The organism is Nitrosomonas marina (assembly GCF_900111605.1).
Lineage (GTDB): Bacteria > Pseudomonadota > Gammaproteobacteria > Burkholderiales > Nitrosomonadaceae > Nitrosomonas > Nitrosomonas marina_A.
On sequence record NZ_FOIA01000009.1, the window covers coordinates 65,163 to 90,184 of the forward strand.

Below are 25,022 nucleotides of genomic sequence, written 5' to 3' on the forward strand. Positions count from 1 at the left end.
CATTCTTAAGCACCCATTCGACAGGCAGGGAATAGCTACAGGATGCTTCCTGCAACAGCTACCGAAACGGAAAATTTGAGTCTTGACCGATGATAGCAACACAACTGGATATACCCGATGTTTTTTTGATACAACCGAAAGTATTTGGTGATGCACGCGGTTTTTTTTTCGAAAGTTTTAATTTGCGAGAGTTTCAACACGTGATCGGTGAGTATGTGTCCTTTGTGCAGGCAAACCATTCCCGTTCAGCCAGACAGGTGCTACGCGGACTGCATTACCAGATCAGGCAGCCACAGGGCAAATTGGTTCGAGTGGTTGCAGGTGAAGTTTACGACGTAGCTGTTGATTTGCGCCGTAAGTCGCCGACTTTTGGACACTGGGTTGGCGAGATTCTGAGCGCTGAAAACAAAAGACAACTCTGGGTGCCTGCCGGGTTTGCGCACGGTTTCGTCGTGCTGTCTGAATACGCTGATTTTCTGTACCAGACAACCGATTACTGGGCGCCGCAACATGAGCGCTGTATTCTCTGGAAGGATCCTGTGCTGAGTATTGACTGGCCTATCGATGGAGAACCGATTCTTTCTGAAAAGGACATGCAAGGGCTGTCGCTCAAAGCAGCAGAGGTTTACGAAGCTTTGTAAAAAAAACCAGATAGCGCAATGGCAAAGCAGAAATCAATTTATGTTTGTACGGAATGCGGCGGGCAGATGTTGAAATGGCAAGGGCAGTGCACACACTGTCAGTCATGGAACACACTGGTCGAAACAGTAGCCGAAAAACAGGTAACGCGATTTAGTCCGATATCGAAAATTGACAGAATGGAAAACCTGAGTGATGTCGAGGTGCAGGAGGAGTCTCGATATTCGACCGGTATCTCCGAGCTTGACCGGGTACTCGGCGGCGGTCTGGTGCGAGGTGGTGTTGTGCTGCTGGGTGGGGATCCCGGTATTGGCAAATCTACATTATTGCTGCAAGCATTGGCGCATTTGTCGACTGAACATCAGGTTCTGTATATCAGCGGCGAGGAATCAGCTCAACAGGTTGCGTTACGTGCCAGACGTCTTGCCTTGAATGTGCAGTCAGTGCCGCTTTTTGCAGAAATTCAACTGGACAGAATTCAGACGGTATTGAGTGGGAATCAGCTTGATATTGCTGTTGTTGATTCTATTCAGACAATATACTCTGAAACGCTGCAATCCGCGCCAGGTTCGGTGGCGCAAGTGCGGGAATGCGCAGCTCAACTGACCAGGATGGCCAAAGCAAGCGGTATTGCGCTGATATTGATTGGACATGTTACCAAGGAAGGCGCACTGGCCGGGCCGCGTGTACTGGAACACATGGTCGACACCGTATTGTATTTTGAAGGTGACATGCATTCCAGTTTTCGTATGGTGCGTGCATTCAAAAACCGTTTCGGTGCAGTGAACGAACTGGGTGTATTTGCCATGAGCGAGAAGGGGCTGCGTGAAGTCAGAAATCCCTCGGCATTATTTCTGTCACATCATGACGGACAGGTGGCGGGCTCCTGCATTATGGTGACACAGGAAGGTACGCGTCCGCTATTGGTTGAAATACAGGCACTGGTCGATGATGCCCGTGCATCACATCCCAAGCGACTGAGCGTTGGCCTGGAGCAGAATCGGTTGGCGATGTTGCTGGCGGTCTTGCACCGTCATGCCGGAATTCCGTGTTTTGATCAGGATGTTTTCGTAAATGCGGTCGGAGGCGTAAAAATTACTGAACCAGGCGCAGATCTTGCGGTGTTGCTGGCCATTGTCTCGTCGTTAAAAAACAAACCGCTGGCAAAAAAAATGGTGGTAATTGGTGAAATTGGTCTGGCAGGGGAGGTGCGTCCTGTTCAGCGTGGACAGGAGCGACTGAAAGAAGCAGCCAAGCTTGGTTTTACGCGCGCAATTATTCCATTGGCCAACAAAACCAAACAACCGGTGTCCGGTATTGAGGTACTGGCTGTCGCCAGGATAGGCGAGGCGGTGGCACAGATGTATGAGTAACCGTTGATACGCTGTATGATTCCTGCCGGTACTTTCAATCAATCAACGCGCAGACGATTAATATTGTTGTTGATATTTTCATTCGCAGTTGTGTTGCTGGCTGTATCTATGCCGCCAACCTCGCAACCGCAAGCCTACCATCAGTTTGCCGATCAGCGTTTACTGTTCGGCATTCCGAATTTCATGAATGTAATTTCAAATCTCGCGATTCTGCTAAGTGGATCGGCGGGTTTATTGTTTCTCTGGCGTTCATACAGGAGATTGAACGAGTGCCAGCAGCAGTGTTTTTTGACAACTGCCGAATACTTCCCCTACCTGCTTGTGTTTGTCAGTGCTGTCATGGTAGTGCCGGGTTCTGCTTATTATCACTGGGAGCCAGATAATGCCAGTCTACTCTGGGACAGGCTGCCAATCGCATTAGGTGTTACCGCTTTGCTGGCAGCTGTATTGTCGGAACGGATTCATCCGAAGCTGGGAACAGGTTTTTTGCCGATACTTGCGCTTATGGGGATGGCCAGCGTGATTTACTGGTACCTGGGAGAACTCCGCGGAATCGGGAATCTGAATTTTTATATTGTGATTCAGTTTTACTCGCTATTGTTGATAGTGCTGTTAAGTATACTTTTGCCTTCCCGTTATACCCATGGCAATGAAATAATTCGAGTAATCGGATTCTATGCGCTGGCCAAACTGGCAGAAACTTTCGATCACGAGATTTACAATCTGATCGGGATCGTTAGCGGACACACTGTAAAACATTTGCTTGCGGCATGGGCGATCTGGTTGATCGTGAGAATGCTGCAGAGAAGAGTGCCTGTGTCGGCAAAACAGTGACCGTACAGAAACAATTATTTCTGTGGAGCATTCAGAAGATATGGCAATTTATTCTGGTTGGGTTCTCATTGCCTTCCAGTCTCTGTATTATTGTTTTACCCCCGGCGCTCCTCCACGGCATCAGAGAGCTGTTGCAGTACCTGTTCGGTAGTTTCAAAGCTGATGCAACCATCGGTGATGCTTTGCCCGTATACAAGCTCCTCGCGTTTCTTGCCGTCAATTTTCTGATTACCTTCGATTAAATGACTTTCGATCATGACGCCGCAAATCGCGTGATTGCCTGCCGCTATTTGAGATGCAACGTCGGCCGCCACTTCTGTCTGGCGACGGTAATCCTTGTGACTGTTCGCGTGACTGAAATCAATCATGAGATAAGCCGGTAACCTGGCTTTGTTCAATGCCTCGATGGCCGAGGCTACGCTTTCCGCATCATAGTTGGGTTTGCGACCGCCGCGTAAAATGATGTGACAATCTTCATTGCCTTTGGTCGCGAAAATTGCAGTACGTCCCTCTTTGGTGACTGAAAGAAAATGGTGTGGACGCGAGGCGGCAGCTATGGCATCAATGGCAATGTTCAAGTTGCCGTATGTGCCATTCTTGAAACCGATTGGACAGGATACTCCAGAAGCCAGCTCGCGGTGTGCCTGGCTTTCGGTCGTACGCGCGCCAATCGCTGCCCAGCTTATTAAGTCGGAAAGGTATTGAGGGCTGATCAAATCCAGATATTCCGTTGCTGCGGGCATACCCAGGCTGTTCAGGTCCAGAAGTAGTTTGCGTGCTGTTCGCAATCCTTTATTGATATGGAAACTGTTGTCCAGATCAGGATCGTTAATCAAGCCCTTCCACCCGATTGTTGTGCGGGGTTTCTCAAAGTAGACGCGCATGATGATATGCAAGTGATTCTTGAAAACTTCGCGCAAATGTTTCAAACGAACAGCATATTCCAGTGCGGCGTCGGTATCATGGATGGAGCAGGGGCCTGTCACAACCAGCAAGCGGTCATCGTTGCCCTGTAAAATGCGGTGGGCATCCTGCCGTGCGGCGTAGACCGTTTCTGTTGCAGTTTCCGTCAATGGATAATCGGTGTGCAGCTCTACTGGTGGACGAAGTTCGTGCATACCAATAATGCGCAAATCATCGGTCTGAAATTTCATAATGGTGGATTTTTTTGGTTTATTATTTTATTTAGTCTACAGTCTCAGATAATTCAATGTATATCGGAGACGTTGCATCGAAAAAAAACGTATTCACAGTAGTCAAAACAGACCAATTGTACCCTTTTTCAAAGTTGCCGGCATATCGATGTACCAGTCATTTCAATTCCTTTAAAGTGCTTGCATCCAGACCGAACTGGCGCTATTTAGGCCGCTAGTCCTGTTAATCCCGGGCATGGGGGATATGTAACACACCATCAGAGCCGGTGAGATTGCAGATCAGTTCCGGTTTTGTCATCAATGCCGATGCTGCAGGGCTGAAATTGAATCAGAGCTTCAAGTATTGAAGTGGTTGTCTGGAGCCCGGGAGCAGCAATAATGCTGCCCCGAATCTTTCGGATTAGAACTGACCTTCGTGAATATACGGTTGCGACCATAAAATCACTTGCATGAGCACGGATTTGCGCCAGGCATCCTGCATCTTGTCAACATCTTCACTGGAATGACCGCCTTTTTCCAGGAATGGTCGCAGCGTTGTCGTGATGGGTACCTGCAGCGCCAGCACATAACGCAGATGGATAATCGGTTGAGCATCAACGCCGTCGGTTTTATTTTTCTTGGTAGTGTGATGACGAAGACCGATTTCATACTGGTAGTTCAGCCAGTCCTGATCATAATTGGCATTTGCGGTATCCAGAATCCACTGGCCAAATCGTTTGCGTACCGCGCCAAGATAATCCGTATTTGGCTGATTATCAGACTTGTTGGTGAAATAGTGAAGCAGAAACGGCGTAGAACCTACGAAGCCATACCAGACATCGAGAATTTGTTCAACCTGGTCTTTCAGAATATCGTGCGACATTTTCAGGTAGCGGACATCTTCGTCGCCAAATAAAGTTGCCTGTTTTAAATTGGCAAAATCGTCCATTGATAACGGAGATCGTGCTACTTCTGCGCTGCCGTATGTATATCCGGGGATATTGGTTGTCATAAAATTCCTTTTCTTGATTTGCATTTGTAAATGTTGAACATGTTGACATATGCAACAGTCAAAGCTATTGCGATATGTGCACCAGATTAGGCAAGAAGTCTCGAACAGCGGGTAATAACCCATGATCAGAATCAATGCCGAAAGCGGATTTTACCGTATTGATGTGCGGATGAATATAGCCTGGTTTCGTCATCTGATAGGGTGTATTCCCTTGTAAATTCAGATACTTTAATATTTTCTGTGAGTTTGTCTTTGTTAAATGAACTATCGTATTGAATGGGATGGTTTTGTTGATGGGTAAACAGGGCAACATTGTTAAATTATGGAGAGGAGAATGATAATTAAACGCATAATCGGGACTTTATCCGTCATTGTTATGTTGACGGGTGTATCTAACTCTATTGCGGAAACATTCCGTGGCGAATTTTGCTGGCAGGTATTTAGCCAAAATGGCGAACCGTACTGGAAATACAAGTTTGGTGTTTACGAAAAAGAAGGCGGCCATTTTGCATTATTTGGCTCGGTTGATTATGAAAACACACTGTCCGCAGCGCACGGCAATGCAATTTTGCTTGGTGACAGCGTGAAACTTACCATAGTGAGTGCTGACCGTGAGGAAGGTATAGAGTTCTGGACAGAAACGTTTGCAGCCAAACTGAATCCTTCAACCCTAAGTGGAACATGGAATGTTATAGAATTTGTAAAGAGAGATGGTGAAAACGATGTTTTTGGTATCTATCAGCAGGGCACTATCGATTTAGTATCGTGCGAATAACTACAATTTGTCATGAAAGATCAATACAGCTAGGCTCGTACTCTATCAATATGATATTGCCAGAGTACTAGGGTTTGTCGCGGTTGTAAATTTACAGATTTCGCATGCAGGTTGTGCACTCTGCTATGATAGCATTTACATAATACGAATAATAACCAGGTATGCTTTATCAGCGTGAATGCATAATTTATATTTTGATACTTTAATTATAGGCAGCGGTTTGGCCGGCTTCACGCTTGCTTTGAATCTGGCGGGTACTCAGCGGGTGGGTGTTGTTACAAAACTGACTCTTAATGACAGTGCGAGCGGATGGGCGCAAGGCGGTATCGCTGCATCTTTATCCGATGAAGATACACCAGAAAAACACGTGCAGGATACGCTGATTGCCGGTGCCGGTTTATGTGATGGATCAACAGTCCGGTTTGTTGCCGAGCATGCGCCAGAAGCTATCAAGTGGCTGGTAGAGCAGGGTGTCGAATTTAGTAAAGACGATAATCACGATACCGGCTATCATCTGACGAAGGAAGGCGGTCATAGTACGCGGCGCATTATTCACAGCGGGGACGCAACGGGCAAGGCGGTTCAGCAAGCATTGATCGAAAAGGTGCGCAACTGTTCGAATATCGTGATTCTGGAACAGCATATCGCCATTGATTTGATCACCAGCGATAAAATCCGCGGCAATACGAATAAGAATCCTGCTGGCAGGCGCTGCCTGGGGGCGTATGTACTGGACCGCGGCAGCGGACATGTACGTACGTTTAAAGCGCAAAATACTGTGCTAGCCACTGGCGGCGCAAGCAAGGTTTATCTGTATACCACCAATCCTGATACGGCGACGGGCGATGGGATCGCAATGGGGTGGCGAGCGGGCTGCAGTGTTGCCAATATGGAATTTATACAGTTTCATCCGACCTGTCTTTATCATCCGCACGCCAAATCGTTTCTGATTAGTGAAGCGGTTCGCGGCGAGGGTGGCCTGCTCAAATTGCCGAATGGTGAATGCTTTATGGCCGCCCATGATCAACGTGCAGAATTGGCGCCACGTGATATTGTGGCGCGAGCAATCGATTTTGAGATGAAAAAACGGGGCCTGGATTGCGTTTATCTTGATATCTCGCACAAGCCGGCAAATTTTCTGCAACAGCATTTCCCGACTATTTACGCGCATTGCCTGAAACTGGGTATAGACCTGACACAGGAGCCAATTCCAGTTGTGCCGGCGGCGCACTATACCTGTGGCGGTATTTTGACAGACCGGGCAGGGCGTTCGGATTTGAAAAATTTATACGCGATAGGTGAAACAGCCCATACCGGGTTACACGGCGCAAACCGGCTCGCCAGCAACTCGTTGCTTGAATGTCTGGTTGTTGCCCGTGCTGCCGCGCAGGATATCAACGGCCAAACTTCGACAGCAATGCCCGAGATACCTGACTGGGACGAAAGCCGTGTCACCGATGCCGATGAAGAAATTGTCATATCGCATAACTGGGATGAATTGCGTCGTTGTATGTGGAGTTATGTCGGCATTGTTCGTACTACCAAGCGTTTGCAGCGCGCGCAGCACAGAATCGATCTGTTGCGCGAAGAGATCAATGAGTTTTATACCCACTTTCGTGTGTCAAGCGACTTGCTTGAATTGCGCAACCTGGTCGACACTGCCGACCTGATCGTGCGTAGCGCGATGCTCAGGCACGAAAGTCGTGGATTACATTACAGCAGGGATTATCCGGCATTACTGTCGCAGGCGCGTGATACTGTGTTGCAGAAGTCGTTATAGCAGCAACAGCTGACTTCTTCGCATGATGCGTTGCGCCGATACTGCAATGACTACAGTTGCAAACATCTGTTTGCTAATAGTGATCAGTCGTCGATGAGAATATGCCCGAAAAAGGCAAAAATCCCAATCGCAATGCCGGTAATGAATTGCGCATGCACCACATGGGAGAATTTTTTCAATTCGGCAGGTGAGTAACGCCAGGCCAGAAACATACCAAATAACCCCTGCCAGACGATCAGTACGAGTAATGCCGGAAAAAATAAAATATGACTATAGCGTGAAATGTCCATCAAGGAGATATGCAGCAGCATAACAGCTATGGCCGCGATACCGAAATAAACATGGGTACGGTTCATCCAGGCAAGCAGCTGCTCCAGGGCTGAGGAATGAACAGGCGGCTGATAATCGGGCAGCAATCGCTGTGCCAGCTTGCCTTGACCCAGCATCAACTTCAAAACCGTACGTAAATAAATGAACCCAAGCAGACCCAGGCCTGTTTTGCCGAAAAATTCACCCACTTCAGAGAGAAAAGTTTCGCGTTCTTCGGGAACAGGATAACTGGAATAAGCGTAAATGAAATAAACCAGGGAAATCAGGGAAACACTGGCGGTGTAAATCAGGATGTTGCGGATATTTTTAATAGATTGTTGCATGAACTTCACTCTGGGCGTGACAGATAAAATGTGTCATGACGTATCTATTGCGTTTTTTTTCCTTTCTGCGCTTTATAGCCATAGATCCTGACTACTTTCCATTTGAAGTCATGTACATGCACTACATCATCGTCCAAAGCCAATGAAATAGCGCCCTTGGTTAGCGGCTGAAGGTTCATTTTGATCTGCTTCATTCTGGGTTCATGTGATCCAGCGTGTTTAGCGTGTGTCATCTCCATCGTATGGTGATCGTGGACAGGCTCCATACTGATGTCGAGTTGGGTGACAGTGTATTCGCTATTGCCATTGTAGATGCTGCCATTGAAGATTCCCCAGCCAAAACCAGCATCAATTTTGAGTTTGGATATCGTGTCAGCGGGTAGTTCAAATGGACACGGGTGATTGGTTTCAGATTGCGTGTCACATTGAACGCCGGGAGATTCGCTTGCAAGCGATATATGCATTACTGTCAGGAATACAGCAGGTATGCATATAAACTTAATCAAAACATAAAGGTAATTCATAATATGTCCTCGCGCTGGCGGAAAATTTACAACTGCTCCGTGCATTATAGTTCGAATTGCCAACCTCCTCCAGCACCCCTCCATATACTCTCGTTTTCGATGGGTTCGGTATAATCACCCGAATTCCTTATGCGGGCAGAAATATGTCGCGCTGCAAAAAATCCAGAATGTTGCTGGTGACCTAAATTTTCGGATGAGAGTGATTACCATTTTTCGAGAGGTTATAATAACGCCCAGATTTTGAATAATTTGATGATTACAACACTATATGTCAACACAACTGATTCAGAGAACGCCTTTGCTCAATGGCGAAGAAGCCAATACCAAACGCGAAGAGATTCGCACGTATTTTCATGCTACGCTCGATTGTTATGAACAACTTTTTAGGACGTTACGTAATGATGAGGCGTATTACAAAAAATCAATTTCGTTGCGCCATCCGTTAATTTTTTATTACGGACATACAGCGACCTTTTTCGTCAATAAGCTGATGTTGGCAGGCCTGATTACTGAACGGATCAATCCCAAGTTTGAATCGATGTTTGCAGTCGGCGTGGATGAAATGAGCTGGGATGACCTGGACAATACACATTACGACTGGCCTGCGGTCGAGGAAGTCACAGCATACCGGCGCAGAATGCGCGAAATGGTTGACAAATTGATCAGCGACCTGCCACTGACATTGCCGATTAGCTGGGAAAGCCCTTTCTGGCCGATTCTGATGGGTATCGAGCATGAACAGATTCATCTGGAAACATCGTCTGTGCTGATCAGGCAGCATGCCATAGATTATGTTCAGCCGCACGAGCAGTGGCGTCCTTGCCAAAAAACCGGCGTTGCACCAGCCAACGAGCTTGTTTCGGTACCGGCCGGTACGATCGAAACCGGAAAGAGTAAATCCTCACATATGCACTACGGCTGGGATAATGAGTATGGTCACCATAGTGCCGACATCACTGCATTTCAGGCCAGCAGGTATCTTGTCAGCAATCAGGAATATCGGTCCTTTGTCGAAGCAAATGGATACCAGACCGATGATTACTGGGAAGAAGAAGGTCTTTCGTGGCGCAATTTTTGTAAAGCGACACATCCCGCTTTCTGGGTCAAAAAGGGAGAGCACTGGTTTATGCGTACCATGACTGATGAAATACCAATGCCTTGGGACTGGCCGGTCGACGTCAATTACCATGAAGCAAAAGCGTTCTGTAACTGGAAGGCCAAGACTACCGGAAAGCCGTTCAGGCTGCCAACTGAAGATGAGTGGTACCGCTTATACGATGTTGCCGGTCTTTCTGAAGTTCCGCACGGTAAACCCGCAACTGGTAATCTGCATCTGGATTATTACGCTTCGAGTTGTCCGGTCAATGAATTTCAGCAGGGCGAGTTTTACGATATTGTCGGTAATGTCTGGCAGTGGACGGAGACACCGACTTATCCGTTCGAAGGTTTTGATGTGCATCCGTTGTATGATGATTTTACTACACCGACTTTTGACAATCAGCACAACCTCATCAAAGGCGGATCGTGGATTTCCTGCGGCAACGAGACGTTGCGGAGTTCGCGATACGCCTTTCGCCGGCATTTCTACCAGCATGCCGGGTTTCGTTATGTTGTTTCAGACGCCCCGGCCGTGATTCAAACCTCGAATTATGAAACCGACAAACTGCTGTCGGAATACGCAGAATTTCACTATGGCGATACGTATTTTGACGTGCCCAATTTTCCCAAGGCACTGGCAGACCTGGCGATTGCGGCGATGGGAGACCGTTCTGCGCATAAGGCACTTGATCTCGGTTGCGCATCTGGGCGATCGACATTTGAACTTGCGCGCCATTTCGATCATGTTACCGGTATCGATTTTTCCGCACGCTTTATCGGTCAGGGCGTGCAACTGGCACAGCAGGGCGTGTTGCGTTATACACTGACTGACGAAGGCGATCTGGTTTTCTACAAGGAACGCACCCTGAGCGGTTTGGGATTGGAGAGCGTTAAAAATAAGGTGGACTTTTATCAGGGTGATGCATGTAACTTGAAACCGCTTTATACGGAATACGACCTGATTCTGGCCGCCAATCTGATTGATCGACTGTATGAGCCGGCCAAGCTGCTCAGTACCATTCATACGCGTATCAATATGGGCGGATTGCTAATGATTGCTTCACCCTATACCTGGCTGACAGAACATACCAAGAAAGAGCACTGGATTGGCGGTTACAAACGTGACGGTGAAAATTTCACCACGCTGGACGGATTGAAAGAAATTCTTGGTGGGCATTTTAGACTGATTCAGGGGCCGCAATCGGTTCCGTTTGTAATCCGCGAAACAAGCCATAAACATCAGCATACCTTGTCAGAGGTGACTGTCTGGGAGCGGATGCTTTGAGTACCGGTATCGGCCCGGATTTTTTTGATCGAAATATTGATCGTACTGGTACCGGCAGCACCAAATACGATGGTCGCGGGGCCATGTTCGGCCAGCCGGATGTGATACCGGCCTGGGTGGCAGACATGGATTTTGCCGCGCCACCTGCGGTTACGCAGGCACTAATCGAACGCGCCGGGCATCCGATTTATGGCTATACGCTGTTTTCTGACAGTCTTTACCAGGCAGCGATTGACTGGATGCAGCGGCGCCATGGCTGGGCGATTGAGCGCGACTGGATTGTCATGTGTCCCGGTGTCGTGCCTTCGCTAAATGCGGCTGTCATGACATTTACCCAGCCCGGTGAATCTGTGATTATCCAGCCACCGGTTTATTTTCCGTTTTTCTCGGCTGTTACCCGAGCGGGTAGAAAGCTTATCGAGAATCCGTTGAAATTCGAACGCGGCCATTATACGTTTGATTTTGATCACCTTGAGTATTGCGCGCAGAAAGCGAAATTGCTGTTGCTGTGTTCTCCGCATAATCCCGTCGGGCGAGTCTGGACGTCGCAAGAACTGGCGCGATTATTGCAAATTGCTGAAAAGCATGATCTGATGATTCTGTCCGATGAAATCCACGCCGATCTGGTTTATCCGGAATGCAGGCACACTGTGCTGGCCACTCTTCCAGGCAGTGAAAGACGCGTAATTACAGCAATGGCGCCGAGCAAAACATTTAATATTCCTGGCCTGAATCTGTCCATGCTAATCATTCCGGATCAAACAATTCGTAAAGCTGTTGTCTCGATTTTCGAGACCTGGCACGTCAGCGCTTCCAATCCGTTCAGTAACGTTGCTTTTGAAATCGCGTACCGGGAAGGGGACGAATGGCTGGATGCGTTGCGCGATTATCTGGGTAAAACACGTGACTGTGTCACGGCATTTCTGGACAGGCATCTGTCTGATATTCGTCTTACACCGTCCGAAGGTACATACCTGCTGTGGCTGGATTGTAAAGCAATGAAAATGACTGACGCTTCGCTGAAACAGTTTTTCATTGCGCAGGCCGGTGTTGGTTTGAGCCCAGGCATATTGTTTGGCAAACAAGGTAGCGGGTTCATGCGTCTGAATATCGGCGCATCCCGAAAAATCGTTACACAGATACTCGAAAATATTCGAGCGGCCTATGATCGACCAAGATAACTGCCGTATCAATTCGAGCATGTGTACCATGAGTATTTCGCTTATCACCGGATTGACAGCTGATGCGGTTACTTAAGCAGGATAAATCCGTGCCTGTTGTCACTTCGTGAAACATACTGAACAGTCAGGCACAATCAGGACGCCCGCGTCGGAATACCGGCAACTGATGCAGGACGGTGAACTGAGACCGGACGCGGACCAGGCCAGTGCTGTTGAGGCATTGGAACGACTGCATCATGAGCTCTCTGGCTATGCACCAGCGGGAATCCTGAAAAAAGGCTGGTTTGCCCGTTTTTTTCGCAGGCACCATGGTTTACTGGAATCGCCCAGAGGCATTTACCTGCATGGCGGCGTCGGTCGCGGCAAATCCATGCTGATGGATTTGTTTTATAGCGTTGCACCAGTGATGATCAAACGGCGCGTGCATTTTCACGAATTCATGCTCGAAGTTCAGCATCACCTGAAAGCCTGGCACGGTCTTTCCTCGCAACAGCGCAAACAGGCAGTCACTGAGTTACAAAGTAAACAAGGCAGAAAGATTGATCTGGACGATCCCATGCCTGCCGTTGGACAGCAGATTGCCAGAAATGCCGTGTTATTATGCTTTGACGAGCTTCAGATAACCGATATTGCTGATGCCATGGTTGTTGCACGGTTATTTGATGAATTATTCAGACAAGGTGTTGTTGTAGTGGCCACCTCAAACAGACCGCCGGATGACTTGTATAAAAACGGGCTGAACCGGCACCGGTTTGTTCCTTTTATCGATCGTGTCAAAGCGGAAATGGAAATTATCGCACTGAATGGTCCTGTGGATTATCGTTACGACCGGCTTAAAGGTGTCGAGACATATTTTTATCCCGTCAATGAAGAGACTACTAATGCGTTGTCCGCAGCCTTTTTTCGTTTGACGGACCGCAGCGTGGAAGATCGGCACAAAGTTCCAAGCGGCGAGCTAATCGTGCAGGGGCGCAGACTGTTCGTACCGAAGTCGGCACGTGGTGTTGCGGTATTTTCATTTAAACGGCTTTGTGCCAGTCCACTGGGAACGGCAGATTATCTGGCAATTGCCAGGGCCTATCACACCGTTATTGTAGTCGCGATTCCGCAATTTACCCATGAAAATGCCAGTGAAGCAACGCGCTTCATTCACTTTATTGATGCGTTGTATGAGCATGGCGTTAAACTTTTGTGTTCGGCTGACGCACCTCCTGAATTACTTTTTAAGTCGGGGCAATCAGGCTTTGAATTTGATCGGACGGTGTCACGGCTGGTTGAAATGCAGTCAGAAGATTATCTGACCCGGGGGCATGGAAAACCAAATCCCGAATAATTGATTGCAGCGTAAAAAGACTGCTTTAATTACGTTTCTGACTGTTTGCATAAAAATATCCACTGACGGCGCCGAGTAACAGACCCAGGAAGCTGATTATTATAATGCCTGTGAACGCCGTTTCCCGGGAGTCTGTCATTACCAGCATTGTTCCGAAAAAACTGAAAATGAATGCGAATGCACCAAAAATGAGAGCGCCGGTCAATACGGCAACGCTGACATGAATTAGTGCGCCCGCAAGCAGTTTCCATGAATGCCATCCAACCCATACCGCACAGGACAGCGACAAAACCAGACATTCCCAGCCAGACAGATCAGTGGTAATAAGCAATACTGTTTGAATATAAAAACCAGTGAGTCCGGACAATAACAGGGACAGAACCAATTTGAACAGGGTTTTCATGCCGCCAGATAATAGGATGCGCAGTTTTTGCCACTGCGCTTGGATTGATACATGGCCGAATCGGCATTGGTGATTAAAGTTTCAATATTATCGCCGTCATGGGGAAAGACGGCAATTCCGATGCTGGACCCTATCGTGACCTTTTGAAAATTGTTGACCTGAATATCCATTTTGAAGCGGCTCTGCAGTTTATCAATGAAAAGATCGATTTCGTCACGAACAAAACTTTTTATGGCAAACGCGATGATGAATTCGTCTCCACCCATTCGAATCAGGACGTCTTCTTTACGGATGGTCATTTGCATTCTGTTGGCGATTTCAACCAGTACGCTGTCTCCGACATCATGCCCAAAGTTGTCATTGACTGCTTTAAAGCCATCCAGATCAATGAGCATCAGTATGAACAGGTGACCGCTCTTTCTTGCCTTGGACAACATGATTTCCAATAATTGCATGCCCGCACGCCTGTTGAACAACCTGGTCAGTGGATCATGTTCGGATTCATACAGTATACGCTCCATTTGGAATGTTCTTTCCGTCACGTCGATGACGAGTCCCTCAATCATTGTTTCTGACAGGTCGTTTTGTACGGTGGAGAACAAACAGTGCAACCAGCGCTCTTCACCATTGACCGTCGCATCGAGTCTGAGATCGCAGGCGGTTTGCCGCCCTGTTTTCTGGATACCCCGAAGCATTTCATGCACAATTTTTGAATCATAAAATAAATCAGGAAGATAAATTTGTTTCATATTTTTCCTGCGCTCATCTTCGACAATGCCCGCTATTTTCTGAAAAGCCTGATTCGATGATGTCAGATAAAACCCGTTATCAAGCAGGAAAATACCGGCGCTGGCGCGTTCAAATATGAGTCTGAAATGCTTTTCCATATTTTCCACTTGACTGCGTAATTTCCGTTCCTGATTGATTGTGCAGCGGGTTGATGTCAGCAGTTTGTTGATGTCGGCTACCAGTTTTCCGATTTCATTATGCTCATGTCCCTGGGGACAAATCAGCTGGCCTGTTTCGCCGGGTTTAATCCTGTGCAGGCTGGCGGCTATTGATTGAATCGGAGTGGTCAAGACGCGGTGCATCAGATTCAGCATCAGTACTGCGACAAGCAGAACCAAAGCAAGCAGAATGAAAACTTGTTCCAGTGTTGAATTTTTGACGTACTGGTTCAGCATTTGCTGATTGGGGTGTATTCGAATTTCGCCAACGCGCTCGGTTGAATCAAACGGGTTGTGAAGTGAAAAAAACAGAATGTTATCGGAGCCGGGTAATGGCTCACTTGATGATATATTCAGGCCAGATACGCTGGTCAATATAGCAGTGGAAATGAAATCGTTTTTAGACAAACTTTCAACAATTTCAGTCGCAAGTTCTTTATTTCCGAGAAATGCTGCAACCTTTGCCGGATTGCTGATTGCCAGAAACAACTGTTCAATCGATTTTTCCATAAAATTCTGCTGAACGGTTCGCGTGTAAAACAGGAACGCGGTCGAAACAATGATGACAAACAGAATGGCAGCCAGCGTGACGATGCGTGTGATATGCAGGTGCAACTGATTATTCATGTTTTTCTGATCAATTAACTATGTTGGCATGTTATATTCAACGATTCTGTATCAAATTGACCACTTGTGCTTGGACTGTCTTGATAATGGCCAGCATCATCCGGTTATTATTCAACCAGAAATGGTTGGAATGCATGTTCTGTAAAAACAGTCTGATTCGCGGTGAATATCAATCACCAGGACCGGTTTTGGTGAAGATCACGCAAACTGGCAATAGGAATCAGTGTGAGCAAAAGTGGGTCAGGCAATTAATCAAGGAATGAACTTGTTTTCGTTTTTTTGGTTTGGTTTACACCTCATGCCTCGATTCGTGTTCGAACGCCGCGATATTTTACAGCATCGTTGCCTGAATAAACAATAACCACATGACAGTCCAAAACCTGGTGGATACGGAGATTGGGTTTTTTTGCAAACCGGATCGTTTACAATGATACGCTCAGCATCAGGTACTCATCACATACACTAGTGTCTCTACTGAAGAGCCCAAAAAGCAATTGGCAGGGTTATTATGAAAAAGGAAAGATGTGTCATCCATCCACCATCAATTCATGGCAGCATCGTGCAGTTGTTTGAAAATGTCTGGTTTGTGAAAGGGCAACTCAAAATGGCCATGTTTTTGCCCATGCATATCTCGCGGTCTATGACAGTTATCAAAGAAAACGACGAACTGATCCTGATTAATCCGATACGGTTATCTGAATCGGGAATGCTGGCACTGGAGAGTCTTGGAAAAATAAGCACTGTAATCAGAATTGGCGGATTTCACGGTAGAGACGATGCTTTTTACAAATCGCAGTATCATGCAACTGTTTATGCGCTGAAAGGCCATGTTTATACACACAAAATCAGTAATCTTCCTGATGATTCCGAAACGGGTTACATGCAGGCGGATGTCGTGCTGGATGTTGGTGATCGGTTACCCGTAACCAATGCATCGCTGATCTGGTTTCAATCAGCTCGGCCGCCCGAAGCCGTTTTGAGACTCGAACAAAACGGCGGTATCCTGATAACTGCGGATTCACTGCAGAATACACCCCATCCGGATGAGTATCATAACTGGCTGGCCAAAGTAATGATGAAGACCATGGGGTTTTTTCACCCTTATCATATTGGACCCGGCTGGCTCAAGTATTCCGGTGTCGATAGCGGGGAAGTCAGTGATCTGCTGAATTATGAGTTCAATCATGTCCTTCCGGGCCACGGTGATCCGGTGATTGGGAATGCCAGAGAAAAATACCGGCCTGCACTGGAGAAAGTCGTCTAGCGTTATCGACAACGGCTGGTGGTTTGACCAGTGACCAGTATGTGTTACGCTTCAGCGCGTACGTCTAATAACCGGAGATAATATGGCCGCAGACCCCAAGACGCAAAACATGGCATTGTTTTGTGATTTCGAAAACATCGCGCTGGGTGTGCGGGATGCCAAGTATGCTGCTTTCGATATTAAAAAAGTGCTTGAGCGGCTATTGCTCAAGGGTAATATCGTTGTAAAAAAAGCATATTGCGACTGGGAACGTTACAAAGAATTCAAGGCGGCCATGCATGAAGCGGCCTTTGAACTGATAGAAATTCCACACGTGCGTCAATCGGGCAAAAATTCGGCAGACATTCGCATGGTTGTCGATGCACTCGATCTTTGTTATACCAAGGCGCACGTTGATACCTTTGTTATCATCAGTGGTGATTCCGATTTCTCGGCGCTGGTTAGCAAATTGCGTGAAAACAATAAGGTAGTCATCGGTGTCGGTGTTAAAAAATCCACATCCGATCTGTTGATTTCCAATTGCGACGAATTCATTTATTACGACGATCTGATTCGCGAAACAGAGAAACAGCGCAAGGCAAAGCGCAAATCCACAGCCAAGAAAGCTTCACCGCAGGCAAATACGCAATCCGAAGAAGACAAAAAGCAGGAAGCGCTGGATATGGTTATGGAAACGGTTGAGGACTTATTCGAGGAACGCGGTGCCGAAGAAAAAGTCTGGGGATCAATGGTCAAGCAGACGCTAAAGCGGCGTAAACCGGGCTTCAATGAAACTTATCACGGATTTCGAACTTTTGGAAAGCTCCTCGAGGCGGCACAGGACAGCAACCTGTTGGAGCTGGAACACGATGAGAAGTCAGGCGGGTACATCATAAAAAGTATCGCGCAGGAGGAATGACTAAGTTATTGTACTTTTGGGGTATCGGACACGTTACTGATTCGAACATAAGATAAGGCGCGCGCACGGCTGAAGTGGTACATTATTCAGTAGCGCGCACCTTTCGGAGTAGTTAGCGGTTACTCGGCGTTTTTGGCGGCCAGAGAGCCCAGAAAGGCTTTGATATCTCTGATCATGCCATGGCCGACATGGTCGCGCCCAAGCTGATGTTTAGCCATGAGCTCAATCGCTTCATCCAGTGTCTCGACTGAGCCATCATGAAAATACGGCGCTGTTTTGGTAATGTTTCTCAGACTCGGCACCTTAAAAACTTTTTTGTCGTTTTCAAGCCCGGTGACTTCATATCGACCCATATCTGAAGTTTCATAGGGCACTACCAAGCCGATTTTTTTGTAGGAGTTGCCACCAATGACCGCACCATTATGACAATTGACGCAGCCCATGTTAATGAATTTCTTCAAACCTCTTTTTTCATTTTTACTGAGTGCGTCTTTGTCACCCCTGAGAAAATCATCAAACCGTGACGGCGTTAGTAACGTCCGTTCAAAAGCACCGATCGCAACCCCGATGTTTTTGTATTTCAGCGGATCTTTTTCATTGTTAAATGCTTCGGCGAACAACGCTTTATATTCGGCGATGCCTTTCAGTTTATTGACAACGGCTTCTTCGCTGGGCATGCCCATTTCAACCGGGTTCAATATCGGTCCCAGTGCCTGCTCCTCGACATCCGCGGCACGGCCGTCCCAGAACTGAGCAATATGAAGCGCTGCATTCATGGTTGTTGGGGAATTTCTATCGCCACGCTTGCCTTCATGGCCCGGAGATGTCGGCTCATTATCCACGCCAAAATTGCTGAGGCTGTGACATGAATTGCACGAAATCTTGTCATTTACAGATAATCGTGGATCCATATAAAGTTTTTTTCCAAGCTTGATCAGTGCAGCATTTTTCTGCTCATCGATTATGGACTCAGGCAGTGGTTCAAAAAATTGTTTGAGGCGGGTTTCATCCAGTTTGCCGCCATGACCATGTCCATGGCCGCCGCCATGGCCGTGATCGTCACCGTGCTTGTCGCCACCATGTCCGTGACCATGCCCTCCGCTATGGTCGTCGCTGTCATGTTTCATGCCCTTGTGCCCGTGGCCGCCGCCATGGCCGTGATCGTCACCATGGTCGCCGTGTTTGTCACCACCATGTCCGTGGCCATGCCCTCCGCTATGGTCGTCGCCGTCATGTTTCATGCCCTTGCTCCCATGGCCGCCACCATGACCGTGATCGTCATCGTGGTCGCCATGTTTGTCACCACCATGTCCGTGACCATGACCACCATCGTGGCTGTCTTTGCCATGTTTCATACCATCATGTTCAGGGTCGTCACCACGTTTGCCATTGTCATGTTTTTTACTTTTATGTTCCTGTACACTTTCGCTTTCAGCATCAGGATGGTCGCGCGTATCCTCAGACGCATACGCCTGTGCGCACATAAAAAAAGCAAGTATTAAAATCAGTTTCATATGACCTCCACAATTGATTGTCAAAACGTATTAAAACTATTATCTGTCGTTTTCATTATAAGCCGTTGCAGCAAAAAAAACCGGGTGCAACGATTTTAGCGTAACAGGCTATTTTTGATAATCATATGTGCCTTCAATATTAGCCTGGCGCAAAACCAGATTCAGGGGTTTCGATTAATAAAGCCGAGAACAATAAAATATCGGAAATGTCTGTTAAATTAAATACGGGCAAACACGTATCCTGTATATATAAAATTTATCAGACAATCAATCAGCTGTTTTTCTGCTGTAGTGAATTCTGTTCTCTGTATCTTATATTACGCCTCAATAGTCCGTTCCCGGTGAAATGCCGGTCAAGGCAGGATTGCAGGGTAACCTTAAACAGTAAAAACTTTGGTAGAGCGATGAATTTACCTTTGCAACCTGATTATCACATTCAAAGTGTATCGAAACAATGTGACATTTTGTCGCGTATGAGCCTTGTGCGTGCCGAATGGCGCTACAAATGCTATCTGTATCATCCCTTTTCTGAACAGGGTGTGATAAGCTTTTCAGGCATCAATCGATAGTAGCTGTCTGTACAATAACCATTTATTTAAAGGAAATGGAAATGCCGGTGAGCTATTCGCGTCAACAATCCCATGAGCAGATGCTGGCCGTGGAAAACGAGCTTGGCGCTCATAACTATGCGCCGCTGGATGTAATACTGTCACGCGGTGCCGGGGTGTGGGTATGGGATATTGAGGGACGCAAATATTTGGATTGCCTGTCTGCGTATTCGGCTCTGAATCAGGGGCATTGCCACCCGCGTATTTATAAGGCGCTGGTTGAGCAGTCTCAACGACTGACGTTGACTTCACGGGCCTTTCATAATGATCAGCTGGCTGGTTTTTATGAGGATATTTGCGCATTGACAGGTGCGCACAAAGTACTGCCGATGAACAGTGGTGCAGAGGCCGTTGAGAGCGCCCTGAAGGTGGTACGTAAATGGGGATATGAAGTCAAGGGTATTCCTCCAGACCAGGCTGAAATCATTGTATGCGAGAATAACTTTCATGGCCGCACGATTACCCTGGTCGGGTTCAGTACAGATGATAATTCGCGGCGTCACTTTGGTCCGTTTACATCTGGTTTCAAGATAATACCTTTTGGTGACGCGCAAGCCCTGGAACAGGCCATAACACCAAATACTGCAGGATTTTTGGTTGAGCCGATACAAGGGGAGGCCGGGGTCATTCTTCCGCCCGACGGTTATCTGAAGCAGGTGCGTGAAATCTGCAGCCGCAATCGGGTCGTTCTGATACTGGATGAGATACAGACCGGACTGGGGCGAACCGGTAAACTGCTGGCAGAAGAACATGAGCACGTTGAGGCGGATATCACGCTGATTGGAAAGGCTTTGTCGGGTGGTATGTATCCGGTTTCCGCCGTGCTGTCCGACAGTGAAACGCTGGGCGTTCTCCAGCCCGGGCAGCATGGCAGCACATTCGGTGGAAATCCGGTTGCATGCGCGGTGGCGAGAATGGCGCTAAAAGTGTTGATTGAAGAAGGTATGATTGAAAATGCCGAACAAATGGGAAAACGTTTTATGAATGGACTTGAAGCCATTCGGAATCCGTTCATCCGGGAAATTCGCGGCCGTGGACTAATGATGGCGGTGGATTTTCATCCAGAGGCTGGTAATGTCAGAGCTTTCTGCGATGCGTTGAAGCAGCGGGGGATTCTGGTTAAAGAAACACATGAATCCACCATCCGTTTTGCTCCTCCGCTGATTATCACGGAAACCGAGGTGGACTGGGCGCTGGAACGTATCATTCCTGAGTTGTCGTCTGATGGCTAAAACAATTCCCGCATTGATCGGCATGCCAACTGATCTGGGGGCCAGTCGCCGAGGTTGTTCCATGGGGCCTGAAGCTTTGCGCGTGGCCGGTATTCACACAGTACTGCAGCGTTTGTGCGGGCGGGGAGTGGACATGGGTGATATTAAAGGGCCAAAAGTGGCAGGAGAAGTATACAGTAACGGCTATCGTCATTTCGATACGGCGGTGGCATGGTTCCGCACATTGTCTGAGAGGGTTTACGAAACCCTCTCGGCAGGGCAGTGCCCTGTTGTGCTGGGTGGCGATCACTCCATAGCAATCGGGTCGGTTTCCGGTGTTGCGCGGTATTGTCGTGAGCGCGACATTCCGCTGACAATACTCTGGCTTGATGCGCATGCAGACTTCAATACACCGGCCACTTCACCCTCGGGCAATCTTCACGGCATGCCCGTGGCGCTACTGACTGACCCTGATTCGGAAATGCTGCGCACCATGGGGCCGGGCAATGCCGCTGTTGCCGTGGACAGTTTTCAGCTGATTGGTGTGCGCTCTATCGATCGTATTGAAAAACAGGCTGTTCTGACCGCAGGGCTCGAAATTTACGATATGCGTCGAATTGATGAAACCGGCATGCGTGCGGTTATGGATGAGGTTCTGGACAAAGTCAAAGCGCGGGGCGGGCACTTGCATGTCAGTTTTGATATCGATTTTCTCGATCCGTTGATCGCACCGGGTACCGGCACGCAGGTCAAAGGTGGTCCCGATTACCGTGAAGCACAATTATGCATGGAGATGATCTACGACACAGGCCTGTTCGGCTCCCTGGACCTCGTGGAAATCAATCCGGCACTGGATATTCGCAACCAGACTGCAGAAATCGCCGTCGAAATGACGGCCAGCCTGTTTGGCGAGCAGATACTGGCGCGGCACGGCGGGTCGAAACGATGAGCGGTCAGGAAACGCTGTTTTAACTGTATCCGAGACCACCACAATTCGGGCAACCACTTGTGCTGGCGGGTGTGCCAAGCGCGGTTTTATTGTCCCGGCCTGCTTACTTCATATAGTGTGAAATCCTGCTTTGCTATTCGAAATCAATTAAAGGAAGCAATAGTATCGTATCGATCATTCGGTCGGCGCATGAAGACCTGTCTAATGGTTAAACTTAGAAGAGAATAATGGTTTCCCTAATATATTTATTTCTTTGACTGACCTAGAGTGTTTGCGAGCAATTTATTATTTTGGTGGTGCAGCTCTTATTAAGGAATAATGCATAATGGTTTTGTCTTTTTTTATTTTGCTGATTTTCCGTTTGATAACGAGTGCTTGTGCATCTGCTCAAACCGGGCTTGCAGAACAATACAGCTACAGTTCGAATTGTCGAAAAATCAGTAAGTTCGATTCTGAGCTGGATGTTTTGTTCGATTGCTGGTGCGCTTGATGTATTCAACGCGTTGCGCGGCTCTACGCCTCTATTTGCAATATTGACGTTAATTGTTTAAAACTCCATCAACAGGAACCGGAACCATGAAAAACGCAGTGTTTGTTGCAATTGTTGCAGGACTATTATTAGTTGCATGTGGTGAACCAAAGCCTGGCCAGTACCCACCTAGCCAGAATATTCTGGATGAGCGTGAAAATGGATCGAGTGAGCCCGGTAATTAATAACCTGGGTACTAAAAGGTAGTGGCTATTTCACTATCGCGTTAAACCATATTACAAGGAACTCAGGTTTTCTCGGCGTAATCGTCCACGCTTTACGCCAAACAGGCTGTTAAAAAGCATTTTCGATGTCATCGTTGTAAAGCAGGTGTTGCCGCCTGTTATTTTGTACGGGCCGTTTATTTGCCCCGCAGTATACTGAAAACTGCTTTTTGGCGGCCGTTTTATCAAAACGCTATCACTGTTATGCATGCGTTTTTTTGTTCACTATTAGATTGGCTTAGTTTTTAGCAAGGAGTTGAAATGGAATCAGATAAAAAGCAACTCAAGCGCACCAGAAACACCAACAAAAAATTATTTGTCATCAATGACAGCACGCCAGAAATCGAATTGACTGCGTCGGCCGAAACAGACCGAAACGCCCGAATTGCCGTATCCGCTTATTATAAGGCGCAGGCTCGCGGCTTTGAACCGGGACACGAACTGGAGGACTGGCTTTCGGCAGAAGCTGAGCAGCATCAGTGAAATTATAATTATTTTATGTTTACACGATCATAGGACAGGGTGTCAGTCGACGATGTTTTGGATACCAGTTGACTGATCTTTTCATTAGATAAATCGAGCTATCAAATCAATTTGTTGTGTAATTTACAGAAAGAGCGTCAGCAGTTATTTGTCTGTCGTCCGACTGTCTTTGAGTTTTCTAAAAATACCGAATTTAACGTAATTATTAAGGAAAATTAAAATGAAAATTAGCGTGTTTGTATTTGTTTCGGTAACAATTCTGTTTTTCTCATCAAATGGTTCTGCCAGTTTATTCAGTGAGGAAAAAATTGAGTGGGCCAAGGTGCCGGCTAGAGTCCAGCATACAATCGCGGCGCATTTGCAAGGTGGAAAAATAGAAGAAATCGAGAAAAAATCAAAGAAAAAAACCATAACTGTTTATGAAGCAACGATAACAAACCCCGGCGGCGATAAAGTGGAAATTAAAGTGGAGGAGGACGGCACACTGGTCGAGTTTGAAGATGATTAGCAAATCGTGCAAACGCGTTTACGAAGAGACTGCGGGGTTTATTGGTCAGCCTGCATACAGCCGCAATAAAATACTTTATCTTTACGGAATAATATGAAAATTGTAATAGCGTGTTTTTTCAGTATGGTTGCCGTTGTCGCTCAAGCCAATGAATTGGACAAACGCCAGATTCTTGAAGTGAACGCAATGCAGCGTATGCATATTCTTGTGGAAATGCGCGCCTTGTTGTCTGGAACACAGAAAATTCTTCACTCGCTCTCCGAAGAGAATATGACAGCTGTCGCACAACATGCACAGTCACTTGGCACCCGTATGGCTCACAAAACCGAGGGTCAGCTAAATGGCGTGTTACCCAGCGAGTTTATGCAACTTGGAATGTCAGTTCATCGTGATTTTGATCAGATTGCGATGGATGCTGAATCGCTGAAAGACCCCAAGTATACGCTGGGACAGTTAAGTAAAACAATGAAAAAGTGCGTTGCATGCCATGCAACTTATCAGATCCAGACTATATATCAGTCAAACGCACAAAATTTGAAATCTAGCCATTAACGGTCTGATACAGTAAACATGAGGTCATATGAGTACATGGTGCATGATGAGGCCGGATTGAATAGCTGGAATTGCCAATACGTGCCCGTTATAATTATCGTTTGGTTTTTAAGCTAGTTTGTAACATGCCTGAACAAAAAGAATCCGATTCTAAATCAAAAGCCGTTAAACTCAGCTGGAAGCAGATGCTGTTTCATTTTGCGCTTCTCTGTCTTTGCGTATTGCTGGGACTGTTTTCCTGGTATTTGTCCAGACCGCAAAGCATCCGTTTTCATGAAACTGGGGCCCATGAATATCTTACTGTTTCCCTGACACCGGAGATAGATGTGTCGCTCGATCATGGCAGTTCTTGCGCTGTTACCGATTTTGAGCCGCTGCGCATAGAGTTGTTTAAAGGAAGTGCTTATTTTGATATCAAGAAAAAGCAGGCAAATGATTTTCGTATAAAAGTCGGTGAGGCACTTATTGAAGATCTTGGCACGCGCTTCAGTGTGCGTATGCAGAAAAACGGCGATCATATTGTTTCGGTAGGGCAGGGACAGATCAAGTTACATGTCGCGGCCGGTGAATACCTGATTAGTGCGCTTGAACAGGCAAATTTCGATAATTTCAAAATCAGTAAGCACAGGCTGATCAGCGCGGGTGAAGTGGCGCCCTGGCATTCACGCTCGGCTGAGCCCTAAAA

At 47.2% G+C, this 25,022-nt stretch carries 24 protein-coding genes; 17 read left to right on the forward strand and 7 right to left on the reverse strand.

Annotated features, from left to right (window positions below):
• Positions 1 to 89 precede the first annotated feature (89 nt).
• The 3 genes from rfbC to BMY62_RS05700 are packed head-to-tail and all read left to right on the forward strand — an operon-like array spanning position 90 to position 2,846.
• The gene (rfbC, locus tag BMY62_RS05690; protein WP_090657541.1) at positions 90 to 641 is read left to right on the forward strand and encodes a dTDP-4-dehydrorhamnose 3,5-epimerase; all 552 of its coding nucleotides are present in this window, start codon (positions 90 to 92) and stop codon (positions 639 to 641) included.
• Between the two features lie 18 nt (positions 642 to 659).
• A complete protein-coding gene (gene radA / locus BMY62_RS05695) occupies positions 660 to 2,012 on the forward strand; it encodes a DNA repair protein RadA (protein WP_090657543.1) in 1,353 nt (450 codons plus the stop codon).
• Between the two features lie 3 nt (positions 2,013 to 2,015).
• Entirely contained in the window at positions 2,016 to 2,846 is an 831-nt protein-coding gene (locus BMY62_RS05700; RefSeq protein WP_256207444.1) for an alkaline phytoceramidase, read from the forward strand.
• 95 nt (positions 2,847 to 2,941) lie between these two features.
• On the opposite strand, the gene aroG is transcribed toward BMY62_RS05700, so the two are convergent.
• Together aroG and BMY62_RS05710 are read right to left on the reverse strand one after the other, a co-directional pair.
• On the reverse strand, positions 2,942 to 4,000 hold the full coding sequence (gene aroG, locus BMY62_RS05705; RefSeq protein WP_090657545.1) for a 3-deoxy-7-phosphoheptulonate synthase AroG: 1,059 nt from the start codon (positions 3,998 to 4,000) through the stop codon (positions 2,942 to 2,944).
• Positions 4,001 to 4,400: 400 nt separating this feature from the next.
• The gene (locus BMY62_RS05710) at positions 4,401 to 4,991 is read right to left on the reverse strand and encodes a protoglobin domain-containing protein (protein WP_090657547.1); all 591 of its coding nucleotides are present in this window, start codon (positions 4,989 to 4,991) and stop codon (positions 4,401 to 4,403) included.
• 334 nt (positions 4,992 to 5,325) lie between these two features.
• Between BMY62_RS05710 and BMY62_RS05715 the strand changes: the two genes are divergently transcribed.
• Positions 5,326 to 5,766 carry a hypothetical protein gene (locus BMY62_RS05715; RefSeq protein WP_090657549.1) on the forward strand — a complete coding sequence of 147 codons (441 nt, stop codon included), beginning with the start codon at positions 5,326 to 5,328 and terminating at the stop codon, positions 5,764 to 5,766.
• Positions 5,767 to 5,944: 178 nt separating this feature from the next.
• Positions 5,945 to 7,546 (forward strand): L-aspartate oxidase, encoded by a 1,602-nt coding sequence (gene nadB, locus BMY62_RS05720; protein WP_090657551.1) that lies wholly within the window; start codon positions 5,945 to 5,947, stop codon positions 7,544 to 7,546.
• Between the two features lie 83 nt (positions 7,547 to 7,629).
• Here the strand turns inward: nadB and BMY62_RS05725 are convergent, their stop codons facing one another.
• A complete protein-coding gene (locus BMY62_RS05725) occupies positions 7,630 to 8,199 on the reverse strand; it encodes a hypothetical protein (protein WP_090657553.1) in 570 nt (189 codons plus the stop codon).
• A 44-nt stretch (positions 8,200 to 8,243) separates the two neighbouring features.
• Positions 8,244 to 8,663, reverse strand: a complete 420-nt coding sequence (locus tag BMY62_RS05730) for a hypothetical protein (protein ID WP_256207445.1) — start codon at positions 8,661 to 8,663, stop codon at positions 8,244 to 8,246.
• 328 nt (positions 8,664 to 8,991) lie between these two features.
• On the opposite strand from BMY62_RS05730, the gene ovoA reads away from it, so the two are divergent.
• The 3 genes from ovoA (at position 8,992) to zapE (ending at position 13,620) form a co-directional block, all read left to right on the forward strand.
• Positions 8,992 to 11,106 carry a 5-histidylcysteine sulfoxide synthase gene (ovoA, locus tag BMY62_RS05735; protein ID WP_090657555.1) on the forward strand — a complete coding sequence of 705 codons (2,115 nt, stop codon included), beginning with the start codon at positions 8,992 to 8,994 and terminating at the stop codon, positions 11,104 to 11,106.
• Entirely contained in the window at positions 11,103 to 12,287 is a 1,185-nt protein-coding gene (locus tag BMY62_RS05740) for a MalY/PatB family protein (RefSeq protein ID WP_256207446.1), read from the forward strand. Before ovoA ends, BMY62_RS05740 begins: the two co-directional genes overlap by 4 nt.
• A gap of 106 nt (positions 12,288 to 12,393) precedes the next feature.
• Positions 12,394 to 13,620: a cell division protein ZapE gene (gene zapE / locus BMY62_RS05745; protein WP_256207447.1), complete on the forward strand. Its 1,227-nt coding sequence runs from the start codon at positions 12,394 to 12,396 to the stop codon at positions 13,618 to 13,620.
• A 25-nt stretch (positions 13,621 to 13,645) separates the two neighbouring features.
• On the opposite strand, the gene BMY62_RS05750 is transcribed toward zapE, so the two are convergent.
• Together BMY62_RS05750 and BMY62_RS05755 are read right to left on the reverse strand one after the other, a co-directional pair.
• The gene (locus BMY62_RS05750) at positions 13,646 to 14,023 is read right to left on the reverse strand and encodes a hypothetical protein (RefSeq protein ID WP_090657556.1); all 378 of its coding nucleotides are present in this window, start codon (positions 14,021 to 14,023) and stop codon (positions 13,646 to 13,648) included.
• Positions 14,020 to 15,597, reverse strand: a complete 1,578-nt coding sequence (locus tag BMY62_RS05755) for a sensor domain-containing diguanylate cyclase (RefSeq protein ID WP_090657558.1) — start codon at positions 15,595 to 15,597, stop codon at positions 14,020 to 14,022. The genes BMY62_RS05750 and BMY62_RS05755 overlap by 4 nt, the downstream gene beginning before the upstream one ends.
• A 508-nt stretch (positions 15,598 to 16,105) precedes the next feature.
• Here BMY62_RS05755 and BMY62_RS05760 point away from each other — a divergent pair.
• Positions 16,106 to 16,861 (forward strand): hypothetical protein, encoded by a 756-nt coding sequence (locus BMY62_RS05760; protein ID WP_090657560.1) that lies wholly within the window; start codon positions 16,106 to 16,108, stop codon positions 16,859 to 16,861.
• An 82-nt stretch (positions 16,862 to 16,943) separates the two neighbouring features.
• On the forward strand, positions 16,944 to 17,759 hold the full coding sequence (locus BMY62_RS05765; RefSeq protein WP_090657562.1) for an NYN domain-containing protein: 816 nt from the start codon (positions 16,944 to 16,946) through the stop codon (positions 17,757 to 17,759).
• A gap of 119 nt (positions 17,760 to 17,878) precedes the next feature.
• Here the strand turns inward: BMY62_RS05765 and BMY62_RS05770 are convergent, their stop codons facing one another.
• Positions 17,879 to 19,273: a cytochrome-c peroxidase gene (locus BMY62_RS05770; RefSeq protein ID WP_256207448.1), complete on the reverse strand. Its 1,395-nt coding sequence runs from the start codon at positions 19,271 to 19,273 to the stop codon at positions 17,879 to 17,881.
• Positions 19,274 to 19,883: 610 nt separating this feature from the next.
• Here BMY62_RS05770 and rocD point away from each other — a divergent pair.
• The 7 genes from rocD (at position 19,884) to BMY62_RS05805 (ending at position 25,020) form a co-directional block, all read left to right on the forward strand.
• A complete protein-coding gene (gene rocD / locus BMY62_RS05775) occupies positions 19,884 to 21,113 on the forward strand; it encodes an ornithine--oxo-acid transaminase (RefSeq protein ID WP_143058760.1) in 1,230 nt (409 codons plus the stop codon).
• On the forward strand, positions 21,106 to 22,041 hold the full coding sequence (gene rocF / locus BMY62_RS05780; protein ID WP_090657564.1) for an arginase: 936 nt from the start codon (positions 21,106 to 21,108) through the stop codon (positions 22,039 to 22,041). Before rocD ends, rocF begins: the two co-directional genes overlap by 8 nt.
• Positions 22,042 to 22,617: 576 nt before the next feature.
• Positions 22,618 to 22,755, forward strand: a complete 138-nt coding sequence (locus BMY62_RS16075; protein ID WP_177170301.1) for a hypothetical protein — start codon at positions 22,618 to 22,620, stop codon at positions 22,753 to 22,755.
• A gap of 300 nt (positions 22,756 to 23,055) precedes the next feature.
• Positions 23,056 to 23,277: a DUF2934 domain-containing protein gene (locus tag BMY62_RS05790; protein ID WP_090657568.1), complete on the forward strand. Its 222-nt coding sequence runs from the start codon at positions 23,056 to 23,058 to the stop codon at positions 23,275 to 23,277.
• A 220-nt stretch (positions 23,278 to 23,497) separates the two neighbouring features.
• Positions 23,498 to 23,785, forward strand: coding sequence for a hypothetical protein (locus BMY62_RS05795; RefSeq protein ID WP_090657569.1), 288 nt, complete (start codon positions 23,498 to 23,500; stop codon positions 23,783 to 23,785).
• Positions 23,786 to 23,878: 93 nt separating this feature from the next.
• Positions 23,879 to 24,337, forward strand: a complete 459-nt coding sequence (locus tag BMY62_RS05800; RefSeq protein WP_090657571.1) for a hypothetical protein — start codon at positions 23,879 to 23,881, stop codon at positions 24,335 to 24,337.
• Positions 24,338 to 24,462: 125 nt separating this feature from the next.
• Entirely contained in the window at positions 24,463 to 25,020 is a 558-nt protein-coding gene (locus BMY62_RS05805) for a FecR domain-containing protein (protein WP_090657573.1), read from the forward strand.
• Positions 25,021 to 25,022 lie beyond the last annotated feature (2 nt).